The sequence below is a fragment of the Bacillus sp. NPDC060175 genome (assembly GCF_042728695.1).
Classification (GTDB): domain Bacteria; phylum Bacillota; class Bacilli; order Bacillales; family Bacillaceae_G; genus Bacillus_A.
In genome coordinates this window covers 43206-63493 of sequence record NZ_JBHWYR010000006.1, presented here as the reverse complement: position 1 = coordinate 63493, position 20288 = coordinate 43206, and the positions used below count along the sequence as shown (strand labels likewise).

Genomic DNA, 20288 nt, shown 5'->3' with positions numbered 1-20288 from the left:
TTCATATTATAATTTAGTTATTCGGCCATTTGTGGGAGAAGGGCTACCCATAAAACACTGAGTAAAGTTTCACTTTATATCATCTCTGGAGGTGTTCAATATGCAATATGCATTTTCACGTATAAGGTTACGTAGTTTTTTTGGATGGATGATTATAGGGATGTTCCTAACGATGATTCCATTAAGTTTATCAGGCGCTTCTGACAATACGATAGAGTTCTTGTCACAAATATCAATATTTTTCGTATTTCCACTATTGTGGCTATATTTAAAAACAAGTAAAAATAATGTTGTTTTTAAAAGTTTTTTTGATAAGCCCAGACGTTTACATTGGGGGTTAATTGTATTAGCAACGATAATGGGAATGATTTTTTCAGTCGGTATATCCCAAATTCAATTTTATATTTTAGCACATACTTTACCTGATTTCTTAGTTATCATGTTAGAAGATGGAAATGTAATTAATACGAGTAACATATACATGACGATATTTACTTTCATTTCAGCATGTGTATTAGCCCCAATAATGGAAGAGGTCATTTTTAGAGGTTTTTTCTTACAGCGAATGGCATACAAATGGGGGATTAAACGAGCGGTTATTATATCCTCTCTTATTTTTGGACTAGGACATTTTGATGTTATCGGTGCTTTCATGTTCGGTGTTATTATGTGCCTTCTATACATAAAGACAAAAAATATATGGACGAATATTGCTGTGCATGCTCTAAATAATTTGATTGCAACGAGTATGCAATCTGTAGGTGGAGATGGAAGTGACGCAATCTCGATTACTGAATTACAAGCACAAAGTAATTTATGGATCGGCATTGGTCTTGCGATTATCGGTTTATTATGGTTAATTCCTTTTACTTGGAAACAATGGCGTACTGTAAAAGAAGTAGGTGTGCCACCGATTCGCTTAATAAATGAAGAAAAAGTGATGAATTCAGCACGTGAAAATGAAATGTATAGCCAAGTTATACTAACGAATAGATTGATGGCGGTGGAACTACCAGATGAGGCTGTCAACCAGCTCAAGTTAGAAGAAAATGAGTATGTAACAATAGCTGTAGAAGAAGATAAGATTATTATAAAAAAGGCGGATTATAGGCCATGAAAAAGTAGCTCTCCAGTATGAAAAGGAGAGCTACTTTTTAATTTGTAATAATTTCTACACGGAAGTTATTTCCGTTTTTCACGTATTTAATATCTGTAACAATCCGAACGGTTTTTAGAAGTTCAACTTTTTCACCAATTCGAGGGATGGTCGGAACATTATCCCAAATACCAAGCAAGTCATCTAATTGCGCCGTTTTTTCATAAAACCAGATTTTCAATGTAAAGCCCCTTTCTCGAACTTTATGTATTTTAATACATGATATATCATTTTTATTCTTAATGTAAGGGGTTTTTACTCTTTTTATGAATAAAAATGAATTAATCTTCTGGGAAGATATGTTCAATATCCGGAGTAAGAGCTACTTCTGATAATACGATATGAGAAACTGTCGTTGCATATGAAGAAACATTATTGATAAATTCTTCAAGTTCAACGAGTGAAGGAACAGAGATTTTTACAATGTAGCATAAGCTTCCTGTTACTCGATAACAAAAACTTGCAGATGGATAAGACTGGATAAACTGTTGCATACGTGTTGTATCACCATTTTTTAAAGTGATTTCTAAAATACAATCTAAAACAAGTCCTGCTTTTTTATAATCGATATCAATTGTGTATTTTTGAATAATTCCTTCACTTTCAAGTTTACGAACACGTTCTGTAGTAGACGGAGCTGATAAGTTTACTCGTTTTGCTAATTCGCGCATGGAAAGGCGACTATCATTATATAATTCATTTAAAATTTTTCGATCAACACGGTCTAATTGCATTTGTAAATATACCTCCAGTAAAATGATGATTTTTGTAAAGGAAAAATATAAATTAAGATTCATATGAAATGTAAAGTGAACTTTATTTATTTTACAATAAAAAAGAAGGGAATAGGAGGAAAAATGATGGAGAGAATTACATTATCAAATGTAGGAGATACAAAGTTTCAAAAATTATTAGGGCATAATCCGAGTATATTAAATTCGTGGAGTACGTTAGAGAATACACTGTATAGTACAGGGACGCTTTCCGCAGAGTTAAAAGAGCAAGTAAGAAGAACATTAGCGTTTGGGAATGAATGTCCGTACTGTATGGCAAAGGGAAAGCCGGATGATATACAAAAAATAGAAGAAATTAGCGTAGCCGTTACTTTTGCACATGCATTTGTTCATGACCAAAAGGCGATAGATGATAATATGTTTCATGCATTAAAACAATATTGGACTGAAAAAGAAATTGTAGAGCTTTGTGCCTATATTTGTTTTATTACTGCGTCACAGCAACTTGGTTTTCTGTTTCAATTACAGCCTAATTAATTAGGAGGATAGTATGCTTAATCAAGTAGCACTTATAATCATTGATGTACAAGAAGCGTTCAATTTACCGTACTGGGGCACAAGGAATAACCTTTTTGCGGAAGGAAATATGAAAAGCTTGTTAGAAGAGTGGAGAAAAAGGAAACTACCAGTTTTTCATATTCAACATGTAAATAAAGAAAATGTTCAGTCGATGTTTTATCAATATGCGGAAACGGTGAACTTTAAAGAAGAAGTGAAACCACTGCCAGATGAGGTGATTATTCAGAAATCTGTTAATAGCGCGTTCATTGGGACAAATTTAGAGGAACAATTAGGAGAGAAGAAATGTAATACTGTAGTGATTGTAGGATTAACGACAAATCATTGTGTGGAGACGACAACACGGATGGCAGGTAATTTAGGATTTACAACGTATTTAGTGAGCGATGCGACGGCTACATTCAATCGTAAAGGTCTGGACGGGGCAGAGTATAGTGCAGAGGACATCCACAATATGACACTTGTAAACTTACATGATGAATTTGCTAAAATCATTACGACTGAAGATGTTTTAAAATTATTTTAAGAAAATAATTACGGAATTATGTAGAAAAAAATAAGAATATTTCGTATAATCTAAGTATAATCATTTTGAAAATAGGGGTGGCATCATATGGAGCAAATTTCAGTAAATAAAATAGAAAAAGTACTCGTTTTAGCAGGTGAGGATAAACAAAAGCAAAAGGAATTTTATGAATTGCTCTTATCAACGGAGTTTTATGTTTCTGGTTCACTTGAAGCAGAAGACGGGGCAACGGAAGGAACACTTCGTTTGCGTCATTTCCAAGGAGAGGGTAGATGGATCGTTCCGTTCTTTACACAATTGAAATTTGTAAAAGATGTGTTGCCAGAAGGTACACCCCTTATTACGATACGTGGAAAAGAATTATTTGGTGGCATTGAGAAGGATGCAACAGCTGTATTAAATGTTGGTACTGATATAAGTAAAACATTTATTCCAGAAGAAGTTGCAGATATCGCATCTGGACGAATTTTTAATTATTATAAGTAAAAGGAAAAGCTTAATTGCTTTTCCTTTTTAATTTAAACATGGAGTGGCTACGCCGGAAGAAATAGAGAGTGTTTTATTATTTGTATTTATTGTTGCTGTAGCTCCAAGGGGAATACCGATATTTGGACTTATATGTCCAATCGGTAAACCGAATAGGACAGGTATATCATATGGCATGAAATATTCATATAATATTGTTTGCAATGATTGGGATGGTTTAGAAGGGTTGCAATCATGACAACTTGAAAAAATAACGCCATTGCATTCATTAAACTTTCCAGATAAAAGTAATTGATTTAACATACGATCGATGCGGTACGGTTCTTCCCCGATATCTTCAAGCAATAAAAGTGTATTGGCTGTACTTATTTCATAGGGTGAACCAATTACACTCGTTAAAACAGCTAAATTCCCTCCAACTAATGTACCTGTAGCTGTACAGGCTGAGCTAGGTACGATACATTCTGATGCATATAAGATGGATGAATACGGATGGAATAGTTGATTGAAAGAAGATAAAGAGAGAGAATCTATACCTTTTCCTAATTCTTCAATCATTGGACCATGAAAAGTTACAAGCTCTGCATAACGTGAAAAGGCAGTATGTAAAGCCGTAATATCGCTATATCCCCAAAAAATCTTTGGATTCCGTTGAATGATTTCATATTGAATGTAAGGGAGGAGACGAGCGCTGCCGTAACCACCTCGTGCACAAAAGACTGCTTTGACTTCAGTATTTGTAAATGCTTCATGTATATCATCAAGACGAACTTGATCACTTCCAGCTAAATATCCATACGTTTCATAAACACTCTTCCCAATTATTACGAATAAACCCATCTCTTGTAATACGTTCACACCTTTTAATACATTCTCAAGTGTTGGTGGGCCAGACGGTGCAATAATCATTACTGTATCACCTTTTTTTAACGCATTTGGATAAATCATTGTTCTCAGCCTCCTTCTCTTTCAATATATTCGCTTGAGCGAAAGTTCAATCCTTGTAAAAGAAGGGGAAAGCATGTCATATAAAGAAGGTATAGGGAAAGTAGGAGGGAAAATGATGTTTACAAGTCGAGTAATAGATATATTACAAATTAAGTATCCGATCATTCAAGCAGGTATGGCAGGAGCGATTACAACGCCAGAACTTGTTGCAGCTGTGAGTAATAGCGGAGGATTAGGTACGCTTGGAGCAGGGTATATGAGCCCAGAACAAATCCGTGAAGCGATTTATAAAATAAGGGAACTAACAAATAAGCCTTTCAGTGTTAATTTACTTTTAACGAAAGAGATACAGATAGAAGAAGAGAAGGTAAACGAGGCGAAAGTATTACTTAGTGGAGTGAATAGAGAATTAGGTATAGAGGAAGAAAAGACTTTAAAACTTCCAAAAAGCTATAAAGAACAATTACAAGTAGTATTAGAGGAAAAGGTACCAGTCGTTAGTTTTGCATTTCAAACGTTAGAAAAAGAAGAAATAGATGATTTGAAAAGGGAAGGGATAAAAGTTATCGGAACAGCTACCCATGTAGCGGAAGCGAAAGCACTTGCTAAGTTAGGGGTAGATATTATCGTCGGGCAAGGTAGCGAGGCAGGAGGGCATAGAGGAACGTTTATTGGGAAAGAACAAGATGCGATGATTGGTACATTTGCATTAATCCCGCAATTAGTAGCGGAAGTACCTCATATCCCGATTGTTGCAGCAGGTGGTGTAATGAATGGGCAAGGGCTTGTTGCGGCATTTGCGTTAGGGGCAGAAGCTGTTCAAATGGGATCAGCCTTTTTGACGAGTGAAGAAAGTATTACGCATGACGTGTATAAAGAGGCGATTTTACATAGTACAGATACAAGTACAACGGTAACCCGTGCGTTTTCTGGGAAATATGCACGGGGTATTCGTAATGAATTTATAGAGAAACATGAAGGAAGAGAAGAGAAGTTACCGATGTATCCAGTGCAAAACGTATTAACTTCAAAAATACGTCAAGAAGCAGCGAAGCAAAATAAGGAAGAGTATATGTCGCTTTGGGCGGGACAAGCATCATCATTAGCACGAACGGAATCAGCTCAGCACGTAGTGAAACGTGTCATGACAGAAGCAGAGAACGTAATTGAACAATTACAAGATGTATATAGAAAAAGACCACTTGAATAATTCAAGCGGTCTTTTCGTTAGTTTGCTTTATAAAATTGTTGGATAGCTTCGTCGATGTAAACCCAGCCTTTCCAACCTAAGTGCATATGATCTTTTAAGAAGTACTTATCATATTCATGATTTGAGAAATCAGCAATTGGATAGCCAGCCTGCTTAATTTGCTCATGAACTTTATTGTAGTATAATTCGCGTTTTTCTTTCGGGAAGCCAGCGTAATCATACCAAGGACCTTTTACAGGAACAGAAATGAAGAGCGGTTTTGCGCCAGATTGTTTTAATAAATCAAGTACAATTTGTAAATCTTCATATTCTGGTGATTGGTCATAAGCATCATTTTTTAAGTAACCTTCACGTTGCTTTAATTTCTTCTTAATTTTGCTATTGAAGTAATCATCTTCGATACCAAATTCGTTAGATCCTGATTCTACTGCACCTGTTTGATCCGCATGTTTACGAGCTTCTTCCCAGGTCATTTGTTTCAATGATGGATCAAGCGTTTCTTTATGCGGTTTAATATCAAACATTACTGTAAATAAATCTTTACGATCTAGAATGTTACGATAAATATAAGCGAAAGGTTTAGCAGCAAGTGCTTTTACTTTATACTTTGTATCATCGTAGGCGATACCTTCAAGCGAAATTTTTAATAAAGTTTCTTTTTTAACAATCTCAAAGTTTAATAAGCGTTTTGCAATTTGTTTTTTCATTTCAGGTTTTAAATCATCGTTGAAAATGAAGTGGTAACCTTGTTGTTTTGAAAAGTTAGGTGCAAAGTGTGTCTCATCAATACCTTGTGGTACAAACCATTGCGGAGAAAGAACGAATATCATTTTCTTATCTTTCAATTGATCCATTGTAGATGCGAAGTTTAATACATGTACAAGGTCTTGTGTTCCGCCGCGTCCAAGTAAGAATGGTGTGAATCCTTCAGGCTTTACTTTGAAATAATTCGATGGATGGAAAGCATCCATACGTGCGAATTCCGATGAACCGTACATCGGAAGATATTTCGGGTCTGCTAACATCTTTTGCTGTAAAATCATACTTTGAATCTTTTCTTCTTTTAAAGAAGTCGCAGCTTGTTCTACTTTCTCATCACTTAAAAGTGGGAGTAGGAAGCGCGTAGGAATAAGTAAGAATACAGCAAAAAGGGCCAATGCTAAAAGCATCGGACCAAATTTTACTTTGTTCATCGGATTTCTTCCAACTTTTTAATAACCATATTTGGTGTAGCCCACTCATCGCGGTCAAAATCAGAAATAGAAACTTCAATCTCTAAACGCTCTTGGAATTCTACTAATAAAGATACTACAGCGAAAGAATCAAGAATACCTTCTTCAAATAATTGAACATCTAAGTTTTCTTTCACAATATCGTTTTCACATACTTCTTCTAAAATATCTAATACTTGCTCTTTGAATTCTGCCATTTTTAAAATCTCCTTTATATCCGAATATATTATATGTGCAACTTCTTAATAGAATAAGAAGGGTGCATTAAAAGTATCTGTTAAGGTGTCCAGAGAAAATAAGGAAACCGAAACATACAACGTGGAACGTAATTACAATCGCAAGGACGTGTGTAAATTTATTGTTTGGCCAAAACTTATGCTTCTTGTTTTTTCGTTCGAAAATATCGAATAAGATAAACAGAGCGGCATGATATAGACCGTAAATAACATACTGCGCAACAGCGCTTCCTTGGATGTGCCAAATTCCCATAATGAAAAAGTTTAAAAATGCACCGATATACGAAATTGTGTAGCGGTTTTTAATTAACTTTTTCTTCGTTGCAAAAAAGACGAAACGCATGTAGATGAAATCACGGAACCAGAATGATAAACTCATGTGCCAGCGGTTCCAGAAGTCTTTAATATTACGACTAAGGAATGGCTTATTAAAGTTTTCTGGTGTTTTAATTCCCATCATGTAACTGATACCAATTACGAAAGCACTATAACCTGCAAAGTCAAAGAATAATTGCATGCTAGTAGCGTACATAAAAATCACATTAGATAAAAGTGTATCTTGATTGGCGAATACTGCCTTTACAAGATATGTTGTTATCAAGTGCGCGATTATAAATTTATACAGAAAACCTTGGAAAATACGGTTAAGCCCGGTATATAGTAACTTTTGATATTCCTCAGCACTAGGCGGCTTTTGGATATCTTTTTGGAATCTACGGTAACGATCGATAGGTCCACTTGAAATCGCAGGGAAGAATAAAACGAATTCCCAGAAATTAAAGAAGGAAAGTTCTTTAATTAAATTATCACGAACTTCAAAGACCATCTGTACAGCTCTAAATGTTACGTAAGACATACCTGCGAAAACAATAAAATGCAATTCAGGTACAAACGGTGCGATTTTTGCCAAAATAAGCGGTAAAATCGATAAAATAACAGCTATACAAAACGTGAATGTACTATTATTTTGTTTTCTTAACATTAAATAGCCTTTAATAAGGGCATATTGCCAAATAATAAATGCGGCTAACATGATTGCTTGCTTCGGTTTATCAGAGAAGATAATAACAAGCATTACTAATGTTAAAAAGGCATTATATTTACGCAACATTTTACCTTTAAATCCAGCTATGATAGTAGGTATTAATAAAATGCCTACTATAGCGAAAAAATAAAATGATCCATATGCGGTCATGCTGTAACCTCACTCAATAATTTTTTGCGATCTACCTTTCCATTTGGTGTCATTGGAATAGAAGATTGATACATGAATTTACGTGGAATCATGTAGTTTGGTAATCGCTCATTGAGTTCTTTTTTAATTGCAGATGTTAATTTGAATTCTTTTTCAAATGAATGCTCTCCAGGAACAACAACCGCTAATAAATAATCGTATTTTTCACCTTTTTTAATTGGAACAATAACTGCTCCTTCTACGTAAGAACACGCACGAAGGTGATGCTCAATTTCTTCTAATTCCATTCGATAACCATGAAGCTTAATTTGGAAATCAAGACGACCATTATAGAATAGAAGACCATTTTCTACATAGCCAGCATCGCCTGTTTTATAGGCGCGCTCGCCGTCAATCATGGTAAATGCTTTTTCTGTTAATTCAGGGCTTCCTAAATATCCAACGCTTACGCTTGGACCGACAATTACGATTTCACCCTTTTCACCATCAGGTGCAAGTGTGCCGTCTTCTTTCATAATAAGAAGGCGACAGTCTGATTTACAGTAGCCGACTGGAAGTGATTTGTATTGATCAAGCACTTCTTCTGTAACATGAATACCTGTTACAGCGACAGTAGCTTCTGTTGGACCGTACGTATTCATAATTGTAGCTTTCGGGAAACGCTCAATTAATTTTCTCGCCACTTCATTTGGTAACACTTCACCGCAGAATAAGAATGTTTTCATGTTTGGTAGCATACTCTCAGAGAAAGATGCTTCCATTAAACACATTTCAGCGAAAGATGGTGTTGAAGTCCATACTTGAATATCCGATTGCTCTAAAGAAGCAAACAAGTCTTTTGGACGTGCAATCATGTCTTTATCGATTGCCCAAAGTGTACCACCTGTTACTAATGATGGATAAATATCCATTACAGATAAATCGAATGAGAAAGGTGCTTGGTTTAAGAATACTTGCCCTGTTTGTAAGTTGAAATCTTCTACAGCCCATTTTGTAAAGCTAACAAGACAGTTATAAGTAATCTGAACCCCTTTCGGATTACCTGTACTTCCTGATGTGTAAATAATGTAGAAGTTCTCATCACCTTTTACCGCATGTTCAGGATTTGGAATGTTCCCTTTATGAGTAAAGAAAATATCTTTTAAGTTGTCTTCACTTACGATACGAACTGGTAAATCAGTTACAGTTACTTCTGTTCCTGATAAAAGTAATTTCGCACCAGAATTTTCAGCGATACGTTGTACGCGATCAGCTGGGATAGATAAATCTACAGGAATGTAAGCATGTCCAGCTTTTACACAACCTAAAAAGTTAATAATCATTTCAGGTTGCATATGGCCATAAACCATAATTGGTGAACGATCATCTGGATACTCAGAAGAAATCCAATGTGCTAACGCATCAGAATCTTCCTTTAATTGTTTGTACGTAATTTTCGCATCTCGCCAAACAAAAGCGGTTTGATCAGGCGTTTCTACAGCCCACTTTTCAATTTGTTCTAATAACTTCATAACGTTCCCACCCTAGAATTCATTGTAAATAAATGTACTTGTGTTTGTATCATGGAATCCATACAACCAAAGTAATGCAAATAAAATTGCAAGGTAATAAACCGTCTTTGCAACCCATTGTGTGAGTGGTTGAGACCATATCTCTTTTAATCTTTCCATGTCTTTCCCTCGCTTAATGAAATAATAGCTCTTTGTAGGTATCATGTCCTACATTATTGTGAAAAAAACAAAATCCCACATTTTAGGTAAAAATAAGTCAAAAGGCTCTTTTCTGATATTAGCACTAAATACTAAAAAAGAAAATCCCTAACTTAGCAATTATATTACATTCAGCATGAATTTGTAATGGGTTTGACATGTAAATAGAAAGTGGATTGTGTGAATACATAAAAGTGGACTATAAGAATACATGAAAATATAATATTTGTTTTTTATTAATCGGTAGAGACTGAGCAAACTTTAAATTACTAGATCTTTTTAAAAGGAGGAAATTATCATGAATAGAGTGTGGAAGAGTCTTATTTCAGAAGAAAATATTATGAAATGGAGACGGCATTTCCATAAGTATCCCGAATTATCGTTTCATGAAAAAGAAACTTCGCAATTTATATATGATACATTATGCTCATTTTCTTCTTTTGAAGTAACGAGACCAACGAAGTACAGTGTACTAGCAATTAAAAGAGGAACGGAACAAGGGAAAGTAGTTGCGATTCGAGCGGATATAGATGCTTTACCAATTCAAGAGGAGACAAGGAAATCTTATGCGTCTGTGAATAAAGGGATGATGCATGCATGTGGGCATGATGCTCATGCAGCTATTTTGTTAAGTACAGCAGAAGCGCTATCAAATATAAAGGAAGATTTTGTAGGGGAGATTCGTCTATTCTTTCAACACGCAGAAGAGGTGTACCCCGGTGGCGGACAAGAAATGGTGGAGGCCGGTGTTATGGACGGTGTCGATTATGTAATAGGTTTGCATGTTATGTCTGGATTAGAAAGTGGGAAGGTAGGAATTGTATATGGCCCTATGATGGCAGCACCAGACGTATTTACAATTGAAATTTTAGGAAAGGGTGGTCACGCGGCACGACCAGAAGAAACGATAGATCCTATTGCTATCGGAGCACAACTTATTACAAATTTACAACATATCGTATCAAGAAATACAAGTGCTTTTATGCATAGAGTATTGTCAGTTACACAATTTCATGGGGGGATGGCTGATAATATCATTCCAAACAAAGCATCTTTAATGGGAACTGTTCGATCTTTTAATCAAACATTAAGAGAGGAAGCAAAAGAGAAAATTGAGCAAATTGTGAAAGGAATTACAGAAGCGCATGGAGGGGATTATACATATACGTATCGTTACGGATATGATCCAGTTGTTAATAATGAGTACATTACGAAAATAGTAGAAAAAAGTGCGATAAAATTGTTCGGAAATCAGCGTATTGTGCATCTTGAACCTTCTATGGGAGGAGAAGATTTTTCAGCGTATTTAAGAAAAGCACCTGGTTGTTTTATTAAATTAGGAACAGGGAATAAAAAAATTGATACTTGTTATCCACATCATCATCCGAAATTTGATGTAGATGAATCAGCTTTAATTTATGGAGTAGAATTATTTTTAGAAACAACGATAAGGTTACTAAAATCATAGAAAAGTATAAAAAAAGGCAACTGCGCTCTATCGCAGTTGCTTCTATTTCTTCCGTCAGAGAGGGCTGAGAAAGAACTATGCTCATTTATAGTATATGAATAGCTAACGGACAAGCTTGTACATTTTAACTATTTTTTTAAAAATAGTTATTGACTTTGATAATCAATTTCAATTAATCTAATGGTATAATTGAAATTGATAATTATTATCAATGAAACAGATGAGGAACCTTAATGAGAAAAACATTTCACCTTTTACGAAGGGGATTAAAAAATAAAGATGTTGATAAGCATATTGAATGGCAACGAAATATAATTCGTTCTGAATATATAGATGAGAAGAGTACACTTCCAACAGAAAAAGAGATACAAGGTAAAAGGAGAGGTTCAGTTGAGTAAGTTAGTAATGATTTTTGCAAGTATGAGTGGAAATACGGAGGAAATGGCTGATCATATTGCGGGTGCGATTCGTGAAACAGAAAATGAAATTGAAGTCATTGATATTATGGATTCACCAGAAGCTTCTATATTAGAGCAATATGACGGTATTATTTTAGGTGCTTATACTTGGGGAGATGGTGATCTTCCTGATGATTTTTTAGATTTTTATGATGCAATGGATTCTATTAACTTAACTGGTAAAAAAGCAGCAGTATTCGGTTCTTGTGATTCGGCTTATCCGAAATACGGGGTAGCGGTTGATATTTTAATAGAAAAGCTGCAGGAGCGCGGGGCAGCAGTTGTATTAGACGGATTGAAGGTAGAATTAACGCCAGAAGATGAAGATGTAGAAAAATGTTTACAGTTTGGAGCTGAATTCGTAAAACACCTTTCTTAATGGCAGTAGGGAGATGAAGAGCAATTGCATGAAAAAATCTCAATTAAAACGATGACAGATTACCATTTGTATGATTTTATGCGTTGTCCAAACAAATTTTATTTCCGTCATATAAAAAGAAGAGAACCATCTTCATTTGAATGGCAACAAATAGCACAAATGATTGTAAATCAAATTATTAATGAATATTACACGGTACCTACCGGGCAACAAACAAAAATTTTTCTTTTAATACTTTTAGAAAAGTATTGGAAAAAAGTAAGGGTTAATATGTTTGCTTCAAAGGCGGAGTACTATATTGTTTTAGCGAAGCTAACTGATCACTTACTACAGTTTGTTGAAAGGGATGAGAGTCAGGCACCGCCGTTATTTTTATATGAGAAGTTTCAAACATATATGGAAGAGTTAGGTGTTCACATGTCATTGACATTTGAAGTTGGTGAGTGGAGTGCTGAATCGTTTGTAATTAAAAAGTATGTGGTTGATGCGGATGAGGAAATGCTAGCTCTTTGTCAGAAGTTAATGACTGTGTTTAGTTATAAGGCTTTCGGCATTATTCCGGGAAAAATCGAAGTGATTAATTTAATAGAAGGAACTAAGTATGAGTACATTCCAAAGCAGGAAGATATTATAACTGGAATGGATGATTTATTTAGAATGAAAGAAATGCTGCAACAACCTGAGCACTACACAGAGCGTAATTTTCGTTCTGAGTGTATGAGCTGTGCTTTTCGCAGTGAATGCCAAGTGGAAGAGGCAAAAGAGAAAATGCTGCAGAAGAAAAATATCGTACATTAAAGGATGCAACTTTGCATCCTTTTTTGTTATTGACATGAAAAGCTTTTCATCATTTACGGTATATTTGTAGAAAATTTTATAAGGGGAGGAATAATCAATGAGAGATGAAACGAAAGTATTTCAATGGTTAAAAGAACAGAATGCTCCTTTTGGAATTCAACTGCAAATTTTACAGGCGTTTCAATTGTATAAAGTTATTGTTGAAATGGATAAAAAGTTAATGATGTATGAGGAGAGAGAGTATAGGGAGAGAATGTAATCTCATCCCTGTAATATCACTTTCAGTTGTTCTTTATTCTTAATTAATTCGATTCTGTTGTTTGTTTCGATGTTATAAACAAGGTTATGTAGTAAAGGACTGTATTGATAAAAGCTAGTGATACGTTGAATAAGTAATGGATCATTGTGAGAAATAAGGGAACAGTATTGTTCATATACAGATGTAGTAAATTCATGTCCGAAATCATAATATAGCCCGGCAAAATCAAAAGCGGGATCGCCAATTTGAGCATCACCAAAATCGATGATTCCTGAGATGGTTTTATTTTGGTTATTAAATAAAATGTGATGATGTGTAAAGTCAGCGTGAATGATTGTATTTTGAAAAGTGGATGTAGCTATGTATTCAAAGAAATTTTCGAATAGACGATTTAAGGCTGATTTTTGGAGTGAAGTAAGACTGTTAGTAAAATACTGATTTAATTTTGTTTGTAGCTCTTTCCAGTATGTAAGTGTTTTTTCGATAGGGAACCCTAACGTTGTAACTTGTTTTAAAGGGATACTATGAAGTGCTGTAAGGAAAGTAGCTAATTGTGTAATGATTGCTTTCAATTCTTTTTTCTCTAGCCTGGTAACTATTTCTTTTTTAAACGGTTCACCATGAATGAGAGTATAGTAACTACAAAGTGGAAAAGTATCAGCATCATTTGTATATAATAGGTGATACTTTGGAACCTCGATTTCTTGTAGCGAATGAGAGAGAATTGTGCACAGTTCCTTTTCTAACGGAATTCGCTTTGCATACTCAAGTTTTCGCGGGAAACGAAACAGTAGCTCGTCATTTATAATAACCGCTATATTATCCCATCCTTCTTCATTTTGTTTATATGAATGTATAGAAAGATTAGGCAGAGCTTGTTTTATATATTGTTTATAGGAGCACATAATCGTTCCTCGTTTCTAAGTTAAAGGTAGGATATTCTACTTTATAATATCAGAATTTTCTTTCTTTGTGTTAATATATAACTATCATTATGAATAGGGATGGGATGTATTGTGAAGAAAAGAATAGTAATCATTTCTATATGTATCGCTTTTGGTTTGTTTTGGTCATATAAAGAGACTGTTTTTGCTAGCTTTAAACCGATAGATCAGTACGAGTTAAACCAAGAATTAAAGAACAAGAATATAGAAATTTTAACTCATAAAGAAATGAAAATGATAGGAGAACACTTTGTGACAGCGCAACTAGCAGTGTTTGAGTTTGATAATAAAGAAGATGTGAAGATAAAAAGCGAAGAGCTATTTGTAAATAAAGGGTATGAACAATTAATGGAAAATTATTATCCAAATCGTTTTCGGAATTTAGAGTATAAATTTACAAACGAGGAGATACGTGAAGTGACGGAGGAGAGTTTTCGCTATCATGCTGTAGTGTACGTTGCTGGTACTGAAAATGGCAAGAGAAGTGAAATGAAATTAAATTATGACATGAAAATTGTAAAGGTTAATAATTTATTCATGGTGTTAGAACAAAAACAATATGTACAATAAAAAACCCTCTAGAAGCAGAGGGACTTTAAAGATTTTCATTTTGTTGACCAAGTTCTTTTTGAGCAATGTATAAATTTCCTTGCTCAACTTGTTTCAGTGTATGAACAGAATCTCCTGCATATCCTTTTTCTGTTTTAACAGTTCTTTTTGAACGATTAGATTCTTGTTTCTTCATATAATAGACCACCTTCCATTAAAAATAAACGAAAATGATGAGTACGAGTAATACGGCTGCGAAAATGGTAATGCCCATTAAAAAAGAAGTGTTTTTATATTTAGCTGGTTTATGTACATCTTGCCGATATCCAGGTGGAATTTCAGGGGCGAATTCTTCATCGAATGATTGTTTCTTTTGTTTTTCGTCCATATGTATCCACCTTTCTTTTTCATTATGTTACACGTTACAAGAAAAAATATGCATGAAGAAAACAGCCGCTATATCATTAGCGGCTGTTTTGCGTTGTATATTTTCTTTGTACTTGAAAGAGACGGATAAGCAGGAAGCCTGCCCCAAATGCTAGACCGATAATAAGACCGATCCAATACCCTTTCGCTGCCCAGTCAGTATACGTTGCGAATATGTAGCCAAGAGGTAGGCCTATTACCCAATAAGCGATCAATGTCATTATTAAGGCGATGTTTACGTCTTTATAACCACGTAATGCCCCTTGTACTGGAGTTGCAATCGCATCTGAAATTTGAAATAAAATCGCAAATATAAGAAATTCTTTTGCTAAATGGTGGACATTTGCATCTGTCGTATAAATAGAAGCAATTTCATCATCAAAGAAATAAAGAAGGATTGAATATAAAAGGGCGAAAGCAAGAGCTAGCCCAATTCCGATAAATCCATATTGTTTCGCATTATTGTATCGTTTTGCTCCAACTTCAAACCCAACGGCTATCGTCATTGCCATTGCTAAACTTAGAGGAGTCATATATAACAAGGAAGCAAAGTTCATGGCTGCTTGATGTGCTGCTATTGTTGTCGTACTAAAATTACTCATCATAAGTGTTACCGCAGCGAAAATACTCGTCTCAAAAAAGATAGCAAATCCGATAGGGACGCCAAGTTTCAGGAATTCCTTCCAACTTGCAAGAGAAGGACGGTATAACTGTTTAAAGATATTGAAAGAAGCGAAAGGCTCTTTCGTACGAATAATAATGACGGTAATAATTAAAATACACCAATATGTTGCTGCAGAAGCAATTGCCGCTCCGACACCACCGAGTTTTGGAAAACCGAAGTGACCGAAAATTAATACATAATTTAATACTACGTTAATTGGTAATGATAGTAATGTAATGATCATTGTTGTTCGAGTTTTTCCTAATGCATCAATAAATCCACGTAAAACAGTGTAAGTAAATAAAGGGATAATTCCAATCGCGATAATACTTAAAAATTGTGCCGCAATACGTTCCACGGGTTCTTCTAAGCGCATGCCATTTAAAATAGGTGTAACAGCGAAGAAGCCGATAAGGATAACAACGAAACTAGCACAAATTGCTAAATATACTGCTTGTATGACAATGTGAGGAACGTCCTCCTTTTTCTTTGATCCAATGAGTTGTGCAACAATAGGAGTAGTAGCCATTAAAATTCCGGTTAATCCCGTACTAACTGGAAGCCATATACTCGTTCCGATAGCAACACCCGCTAAATCAATAGGACTCGCGTGCCCTGACATTGTCGTATCAAAAAAGCTCATCGCAAATAATGACATTTGAGTTACAAAAATCGGGAAAAAGAGTAATAAAAATTGCTTTAACTTTTGTGAGAATGAAGTAGTTTCTTTCATAAAATCCCCTTTCAACGTAAAAAACAAACTCTTATTATCATACAATTTAATCAAAAAATAGAAAAGAAATAAGCGTATACAACAAATGAAATCAATAAAAAAAGGATGCACTTTGAAAAGGGATAAGGTATTATGATAAGGTGTGAAAAAATTACATATTCGTTATTAAGGAGGCACTACTTGTGGCTGATTGGTTAATTGGTTTAATCATGGGTGCTGTTGAAGGGTTAACAGAGTTTTTACCAGTATCATCAACAGGACATATGATTTTAACAGGACATTTAATTGGATTTGAAGACGATAGAGCGAAAGTTTTTGAAGTTGTAATCCAATTGGGATCGATTTTAGCAGTTGTTGTTATATTTTGGAAACGCCTATGGTCATTAGTTGGAATAGGGAAAGTAACTGATGGACCATCGTTAAATTTATTACATATTATTATCGGGATGATTCCTGCCGGCATACTCGGCGTATTATTCCATAGTGCAATTAAAGAAGTTTTATTCGGTCCAGGACCGGTTGTTATTAGCTTAGTAGCTGGTGGTATTTTAATGATTGTTGCTGAGAAGTTTTCAAAACCAAGTACAGCAAGAACGTTAGATGAAATCACATATAAGCAAGCATTTACAATCGGAATGTTCCAATGTTTAGCACTTTGGCCAGGATTTTCACGTTCTGGATCGACAATAAGTGGTGGTTTATTAGCACGTGTTTCGCATACAGCGGCAGCGGAATATACATTTATTTTAGCGGTGCCAATGATGGTAGCTGCAAGTGCCTTAGATTTAATTAAAAGCTGGGATATATTAAGCGCAGCTGATATACCGTTATTTGCAACTGGATTTATTACAGCATTCGTTGTTGCGATGCTTGCAATTGTTTCATTCTTAAAATTATTAGGTCGTGTAAAACTAACACCGTTCGCTTATTACCGTTTCATTTTAGCTGCGGTATTCTATTTCTTCATTATGTAATAAAAAAACCTGCCGAAATCGGCAGGTTTTTTATTTTACTACTTTCTCAATCATGCTTTCCATTACATGTTCCCAAAGAGAAGTATCATCAGCTAATGTAGCACGGAAATTAGCATACATTTCTTTTTGTTTTTCTTCGAATGTTGGATCCTCTTTTTCAGGTAATGTAGCACGCATTGAAGTTACTAATTCTTGTACTTTTGGAGCGCGTGGTCCAAAGACGGCTTGTTCATTTCCGTCTTTATCAATGAAAATAAAGATTGGAATCGCACGTGCTGTTCCATTTGTTAAATATTGATCCATTAATTCTAAGTTTTCATCACGAATTAATAATTTCATATCAATATTTGCAACTTCAGAAATTCGTTTCATAACAGGTACACATAAAAGGGCGTCGCCGCACCAATCAGCAGTTAATACGATAACACGCCAGCCATCATTTTGACGTTCTTCTAATACAGGAAGTAATTCATTTGGAATTAAAAAGTTATTATAAATGTGTAGTAACTCGTATTGGTTTACTTTCATTTCATTCACATATGTATCAAAGGACATACCTTTATCAGCCCATTGTTGTAAGTTCATAAGTAACACCTCTTTAGTATGATTTGCTTTTATTGTACCAATTTTTATATAGAAAAGCTTGTATTCTTACTCTTTCTTATCGCTTAATAATTTATTTAAGACGAACAAGAATAGTACGACACATAATTCAGCTATGTTGGACATTTGCACGCTTTCTATCCAATCATCGGCAGTATGAATGACGAGCCAATCTAGCGTAATTTCAATGATTGAGAAAAGTGCAAGTGAGAGCCAATTTGGCATATTTGTCGTCATTGGATATAACAGTACTTTAAAGAAGATTAAGATAAAGTATGTAATGCCATCTAAGAGGAGGATAAATAAAAAAAAGAGTAGTAAAGCAGTTCGTGATGAGTATTCTATACCTGTAATTTGAAAGATTCCTACATATACAAAAAATATAAATGCAAAAAATATAATGAGAAAGAGAGCAATAATACTAATGATAATTGTTTTATCTTTTAGGCTGAAATTAGAGAGCTTGTCCTCCTCATTCATTAAAATCACTCCTTTTTCTGGGAAATCAATTTCATTGTATCATGAAATATATTTTAAAAAACTACGAATTATGGGAAAATAAGGTGACAAAAAGTAAGATTTCATGTAGAATTATTAATAAGGTTTTTATTTAACTAAATTAAATAAAAGGGGCTGTCAAATTTGTCTCAAAATCGAGAACAATTAATGGAAGAACTATCGACAAATGTTTTTGCTATGTTCCGCACGTTGCGTAATGATATTGGAAAAATATTTGGTGGTTACATACCGTGGAATGAGTTCATTGTCCTTAGAATATTGAATCGCACGAATAAAGAAATGGTATCACGTGTAGCTAATGAGTTAAATGTATCGAATAGCCATATTACAGCTGTCACAGAAAAGCTAATTAATAAAGGCTTTGTAACTCGTTCGCGTTCTACATCAGATCGCCGAGTTGTATATTTAGAGATTACAGAACAAGGGAAAGATTTAGTTGCGAAAATGGAAGGTGAGAAAAAGAAATATTTACAAGAAAGATTCTCCGCACTTTCAGAAGACGAAATGAATGTAATGATATCTATTTCTAAAAAACTTATTTAAGTAGTTATAAACAAGAAAACGCTTACTTAATAACGAAGAAGACCTTCCTTATATACGGAAGGTCTTCTTCTGTGTGTAATAGATGATAAAAAATAAAATGTGTATGAAAAAAGATGGAGCGCCATACTACTAATAAAGGAAGGAGGGAGAAATATGACGAATCGTAATGGTAGTCAAGGAAGTGGAAATCAAGGTTCACCAAAATCAGGGCAATTCCAGCAGGAGTTTAGTGCTGAATTTGAAACAGGTAATGATAACAAAGGAAAAGAATATCGTTCGAAAAAAGGAAGCAAGTCAAAAAAGGAGTGAATCATTTCACTCCTTTTTAATTTAGGATGCCGCAGATTGATCCGTATTATATTTTTCTTCTGTTTTGAAACAATCATTGCGCAAATTGCATCGCCGGAAATATTTACAGCTGTTCTAGACATATCTAGAATGCGGTCAATACCGATAATTAAAGCAATACCTTCTACTGATAGATTTACTTGATTTAAAACCATCGTAAGCATTACAAGTCCAACACCTGGTACACCAGCAGTACCGATACTAGCTAGTACAGCAGTTAATACGACCATAGCTAATTGCTGAAATAAGCGAAGAGAGTTAAATTATGTATTTGGAAAAAAATAGACCATCACATGATGGCCTAGGGAAGGGGACAATTTATGTCAATTTAATTAGGGATGGAAAGCTGTTCAAGACACTGGGGAATGTCTTATAAATTAGGGAGGAACAGCTCCGATACATATACTATAAAAGGTAGATGTGATCTAGATGTGAACATAGAGTGAAAGAGCGAGGGAGTTTTAAATAAAAGATAGAAAAAACAAAAAATAAGACCATCACATATAGGATGGTCAAGGGAAGGGGACAATTTATGTCAATTTAATTAGGGATGGAAGCTATTCAAAGACACTGGGGAATGTCTTATAAATTAGGGAGGAATAGCTCCGATAC

At 34.7% G+C, this 20288-nt stretch carries 28 protein-coding genes and 1 pseudogene; 14 read left to right on the top strand and 15 right to left on the bottom strand.

Annotation, left to right across the window (positions count from 1 at the left end):
- Positions 1 to 100: 100 nt before the first annotated feature.
- Positions 101 to 1117 (top strand): CPBP family glutamic-type intramembrane protease, encoded by a 1017-nt coding sequence (locus ACFWDE_RS05270; protein WP_377890559.1) that lies wholly within the window; start codon positions 101 to 103, stop codon positions 1115 to 1117.
- Positions 1118 to 1154: 37 nt separating this feature from the next.
- On the opposite strand, the gene ACFWDE_RS05265 is transcribed toward ACFWDE_RS05270, so the two are convergent.
- Entirely contained in the window at positions 1155 to 1337 is a 183-nt protein-coding gene (locus ACFWDE_RS05265) for a DUF3913 family protein (RefSeq protein WP_000707108.1), read from the bottom strand.
- A gap of 100 nt (positions 1338 to 1437) precedes the next feature.
- Positions 1438 to 1890 (bottom strand): Lrp/AsnC family transcriptional regulator, encoded by a 453-nt coding sequence (locus ACFWDE_RS05260; RefSeq protein ID WP_377890556.1) that lies wholly within the window; start codon positions 1888 to 1890, stop codon positions 1438 to 1440.
- 123 nt (positions 1891 to 2013) lie between these two features.
- Between ACFWDE_RS05260 and ACFWDE_RS05255 the strand changes: the two genes are divergently transcribed.
- The 3 genes from ACFWDE_RS05255 to ACFWDE_RS05245 all read left to right on the top strand — a co-directional run bounded on the left by ACFWDE_RS05255 (position 2014) and on the right by ACFWDE_RS05245 (position 3481).
- A complete protein-coding gene (locus ACFWDE_RS05255) occupies positions 2014 to 2427 on the top strand; it encodes a carboxymuconolactone decarboxylase family protein (protein ID WP_377890554.1) in 414 nt (137 codons plus the stop codon).
- Between the two features lie 13 nt (positions 2428 to 2440).
- The gene (locus tag ACFWDE_RS05250) at positions 2441 to 2995 is read left to right on the top strand and encodes a cysteine hydrolase family protein (protein ID WP_377890552.1); all 555 of its coding nucleotides are present in this window, start codon (positions 2441 to 2443) and stop codon (positions 2993 to 2995) included.
- Between the two features lie 87 nt (positions 2996 to 3082).
- Complete coding sequence (locus ACFWDE_RS05245; RefSeq protein WP_219917606.1) at positions 3083 to 3481, top strand: SseB family protein; 399 nt, start codon at positions 3083 to 3085, stop codon at positions 3479 to 3481.
- A gap of 27 nt (positions 3482 to 3508) precedes the next feature.
- Here the strand turns inward: ACFWDE_RS05245 and ACFWDE_RS05240 are convergent, their stop codons facing one another.
- Positions 3509 to 4429, bottom strand: a complete 921-nt coding sequence (locus tag ACFWDE_RS05240) for a S66 peptidase family protein (protein WP_377890549.1) — start codon at positions 4427 to 4429, stop codon at positions 3509 to 3511.
- A 73-nt stretch (positions 4430 to 4502) separates the two neighbouring features.
- On the opposite strand from ACFWDE_RS05240, the gene ACFWDE_RS05235 reads away from it, so the two are divergent.
- Complete coding sequence (locus tag ACFWDE_RS05235) at positions 4503 to 5639, top strand: NAD(P)H-dependent flavin oxidoreductase (RefSeq protein ID WP_377890547.1); 1137 nt, start codon at positions 4503 to 4505, stop codon at positions 5637 to 5639.
- A 17-nt stretch (positions 5640 to 5656) separates the two neighbouring features.
- On the opposite strand, the gene dltD is transcribed toward ACFWDE_RS05235, so the two are convergent.
- The 5 genes from dltD to ACFWDE_RS05210 all read right to left on the bottom strand — a co-directional run bounded on the left by dltD (position 5657) and on the right by ACFWDE_RS05210 (position 9972).
- Positions 5657 to 6832 carry a D-alanyl-lipoteichoic acid biosynthesis protein DltD gene (gene dltD / locus ACFWDE_RS05230; protein WP_002149580.1) on the bottom strand — a complete coding sequence of 392 codons (1176 nt, stop codon included), beginning with the start codon at positions 6830 to 6832 and terminating at the stop codon, positions 5657 to 5659.
- Positions 6829 to 7068 carry a D-alanine--poly(phosphoribitol) ligase subunit DltC gene (gene dltC, locus ACFWDE_RS05225; RefSeq protein ID WP_002011622.1) on the bottom strand — a complete coding sequence of 80 codons (240 nt, stop codon included), beginning with the start codon at positions 7066 to 7068 and terminating at the stop codon, positions 6829 to 6831. The genes dltD and dltC overlap by 4 nt, the downstream gene beginning before the upstream one ends.
- Before the next feature lie 67 nt (positions 7069 to 7135).
- The gene (dltB, locus tag ACFWDE_RS05220; protein ID WP_264540408.1) at positions 7136 to 8302 is read right to left on the bottom strand and encodes a D-alanyl-lipoteichoic acid biosynthesis protein DltB; all 1167 of its coding nucleotides are present in this window, start codon (positions 8300 to 8302) and stop codon (positions 7136 to 7138) included.
- Positions 8299 to 9813, bottom strand: a complete 1515-nt coding sequence (gene dltA, locus ACFWDE_RS05215) for a D-alanine--poly(phosphoribitol) ligase subunit DltA (protein WP_002158701.1) — start codon at positions 9811 to 9813, stop codon at positions 8299 to 8301. The genes dltB and dltA overlap by 4 nt, the downstream gene beginning before the upstream one ends.
- Before the next feature lie 12 nt (positions 9814 to 9825).
- The gene (locus tag ACFWDE_RS05210) at positions 9826 to 9972 is read right to left on the bottom strand and encodes a teichoic acid D-Ala incorporation-associated protein DltX (protein WP_002011626.1); all 147 of its coding nucleotides are present in this window, start codon (positions 9970 to 9972) and stop codon (positions 9826 to 9828) included.
- 337 nt (positions 9973 to 10309) lie between these two features.
- On the opposite strand from ACFWDE_RS05210, the gene ACFWDE_RS05205 reads away from it, so the two are divergent.
- The 5 genes from ACFWDE_RS05205 to ACFWDE_RS05185 all read left to right on the top strand — a co-directional run bounded on the left by ACFWDE_RS05205 (position 10310) and on the right by ACFWDE_RS05185 (position 13373).
- Positions 10310 to 11479, top strand: a complete 1170-nt coding sequence (locus tag ACFWDE_RS05205) for an amidohydrolase (protein WP_377890544.1) — start codon at positions 10310 to 10312, stop codon at positions 11477 to 11479.
- 233 nt (positions 11480 to 11712) lie between these two features.
- The gene (locus ACFWDE_RS05200) at positions 11713 to 11877 is read left to right on the top strand and encodes a hypothetical protein (protein ID WP_002149569.1); all 165 of its coding nucleotides are present in this window, start codon (positions 11713 to 11715) and stop codon (positions 11875 to 11877) included.
- Positions 11870 to 12316, top strand: a complete 447-nt coding sequence (locus ACFWDE_RS05195; protein WP_377890541.1) for a flavodoxin — start codon at positions 11870 to 11872, stop codon at positions 12314 to 12316. Before ACFWDE_RS05200 ends, ACFWDE_RS05195 begins: the two co-directional genes overlap by 8 nt.
- 24 nt (positions 12317 to 12340) lie before the next feature.
- Positions 12341 to 13114: a hypothetical protein gene (locus ACFWDE_RS05190; RefSeq protein WP_377890539.1), complete on the top strand. Its 774-nt coding sequence runs from the start codon at positions 12341 to 12343 to the stop codon at positions 13112 to 13114.
- Between the two features lie 97 nt (positions 13115 to 13211).
- Complete coding sequence (locus ACFWDE_RS05185) at positions 13212 to 13373, top strand: hypothetical protein (protein ID WP_377890537.1); 162 nt, start codon at positions 13212 to 13214, stop codon at positions 13371 to 13373.
- 2 nt (positions 13374 to 13375) lie between these two features.
- On the opposite strand, the gene ACFWDE_RS05180 is transcribed toward ACFWDE_RS05185, so the two are convergent.
- Positions 13376 to 14278 (bottom strand): aminoglycoside phosphotransferase family protein, encoded by a 903-nt coding sequence (locus ACFWDE_RS05180; RefSeq protein WP_377890535.1) that lies wholly within the window; start codon positions 14276 to 14278, stop codon positions 13376 to 13378.
- Positions 14279 to 14377: 99 nt separating this feature from the next.
- On the opposite strand from ACFWDE_RS05180, the gene ACFWDE_RS05175 reads away from it, so the two are divergent.
- Positions 14378 to 14887: a biotin transporter BioY gene (locus ACFWDE_RS05175; protein ID WP_377890533.1), complete on the top strand. Its 510-nt coding sequence runs from the start codon at positions 14378 to 14380 to the stop codon at positions 14885 to 14887.
- A gap of 25 nt (positions 14888 to 14912) precedes the next feature.
- Here ACFWDE_RS05175 and ACFWDE_RS05170 read toward each other — a convergent pair whose 3' ends face one another.
- The 3 genes from ACFWDE_RS05170 to ACFWDE_RS05160 all read right to left on the bottom strand — a co-directional run bounded on the left by ACFWDE_RS05170 (position 14913) and on the right by ACFWDE_RS05160 (position 16689).
- Complete coding sequence (locus tag ACFWDE_RS05170; RefSeq protein ID WP_002149552.1) at positions 14913 to 15062, bottom strand: hypothetical protein; 150 nt, start codon at positions 15060 to 15062, stop codon at positions 14913 to 14915.
- 18 nt (positions 15063 to 15080) lie between these two features.
- Entirely contained in the window at positions 15081 to 15254 is a 174-nt protein-coding gene (locus ACFWDE_RS05165) for a 2-isopropylmalate synthase (RefSeq protein ID WP_377890531.1), read from the bottom strand.
- A gap of 76 nt (positions 15255 to 15330) precedes the next feature.
- Entirely contained in the window at positions 15331 to 16689 is a 1359-nt protein-coding gene (locus ACFWDE_RS05160) for an MATE family efflux transporter (RefSeq protein ID WP_377890529.1), read from the bottom strand.
- Positions 16690 to 16871: 182 nt separating this feature from the next.
- On the opposite strand from ACFWDE_RS05160, the gene uppP reads away from it, so the two are divergent.
- The gene (gene uppP / locus ACFWDE_RS05155) at positions 16872 to 17663 is read left to right on the top strand and encodes a bacitracin resistance undecaprenyl-diphosphatase (RefSeq protein WP_002086752.1); all 792 of its coding nucleotides are present in this window, start codon (positions 16872 to 16874) and stop codon (positions 17661 to 17663) included.
- A 30-nt stretch (positions 17664 to 17693) separates the two neighbouring features.
- Here uppP and ACFWDE_RS05150 read toward each other — a convergent pair whose 3' ends face one another.
- Together ACFWDE_RS05150 and ACFWDE_RS05145 are read right to left on the bottom strand one after the other, a co-directional pair.
- Complete coding sequence (locus ACFWDE_RS05150; RefSeq protein WP_080019178.1) at positions 17694 to 18281, bottom strand: thioredoxin family protein; 588 nt, start codon at positions 18279 to 18281, stop codon at positions 17694 to 17696.
- 33 nt (positions 18282 to 18314) lie between these two features.
- Positions 18315 to 18746, bottom strand: coding sequence for a regulatory YrvL family protein (locus ACFWDE_RS05145; protein WP_377890527.1), 432 nt, complete (start codon positions 18744 to 18746; stop codon positions 18315 to 18317).
- A 162-nt stretch (positions 18747 to 18908) separates the two neighbouring features.
- On the opposite strand from ACFWDE_RS05145, the gene ACFWDE_RS05140 reads away from it, so the two are divergent.
- Both ACFWDE_RS05140 and ACFWDE_RS05135 read left to right on the top strand, forming a co-directional pair.
- Positions 18909 to 19328, top strand: a complete 420-nt coding sequence (locus ACFWDE_RS05140; RefSeq protein WP_000081440.1) for a MarR family winged helix-turn-helix transcriptional regulator — start codon at positions 18909 to 18911, stop codon at positions 19326 to 19328.
- Between the two features lie 153 nt (positions 19329 to 19481).
- On the top strand, positions 19482 to 19637 hold the full coding sequence (locus ACFWDE_RS05135) for a hypothetical protein (RefSeq protein ID WP_002149538.1): 156 nt from the start codon (positions 19482 to 19484) through the stop codon (positions 19635 to 19637).
- 21 nt (positions 19638 to 19658) lie between these two features.
- Here ACFWDE_RS05135 and ACFWDE_RS05130 read toward each other — a convergent pair.
- A pseudogene (locus ACFWDE_RS05130) lies at positions 19659 to 19915 on the bottom strand (dicarboxylate/amino acid:cation symporter); the annotation flags it as partial.
- Positions 19916 to 20288: the final 373 nt, after the last annotated feature.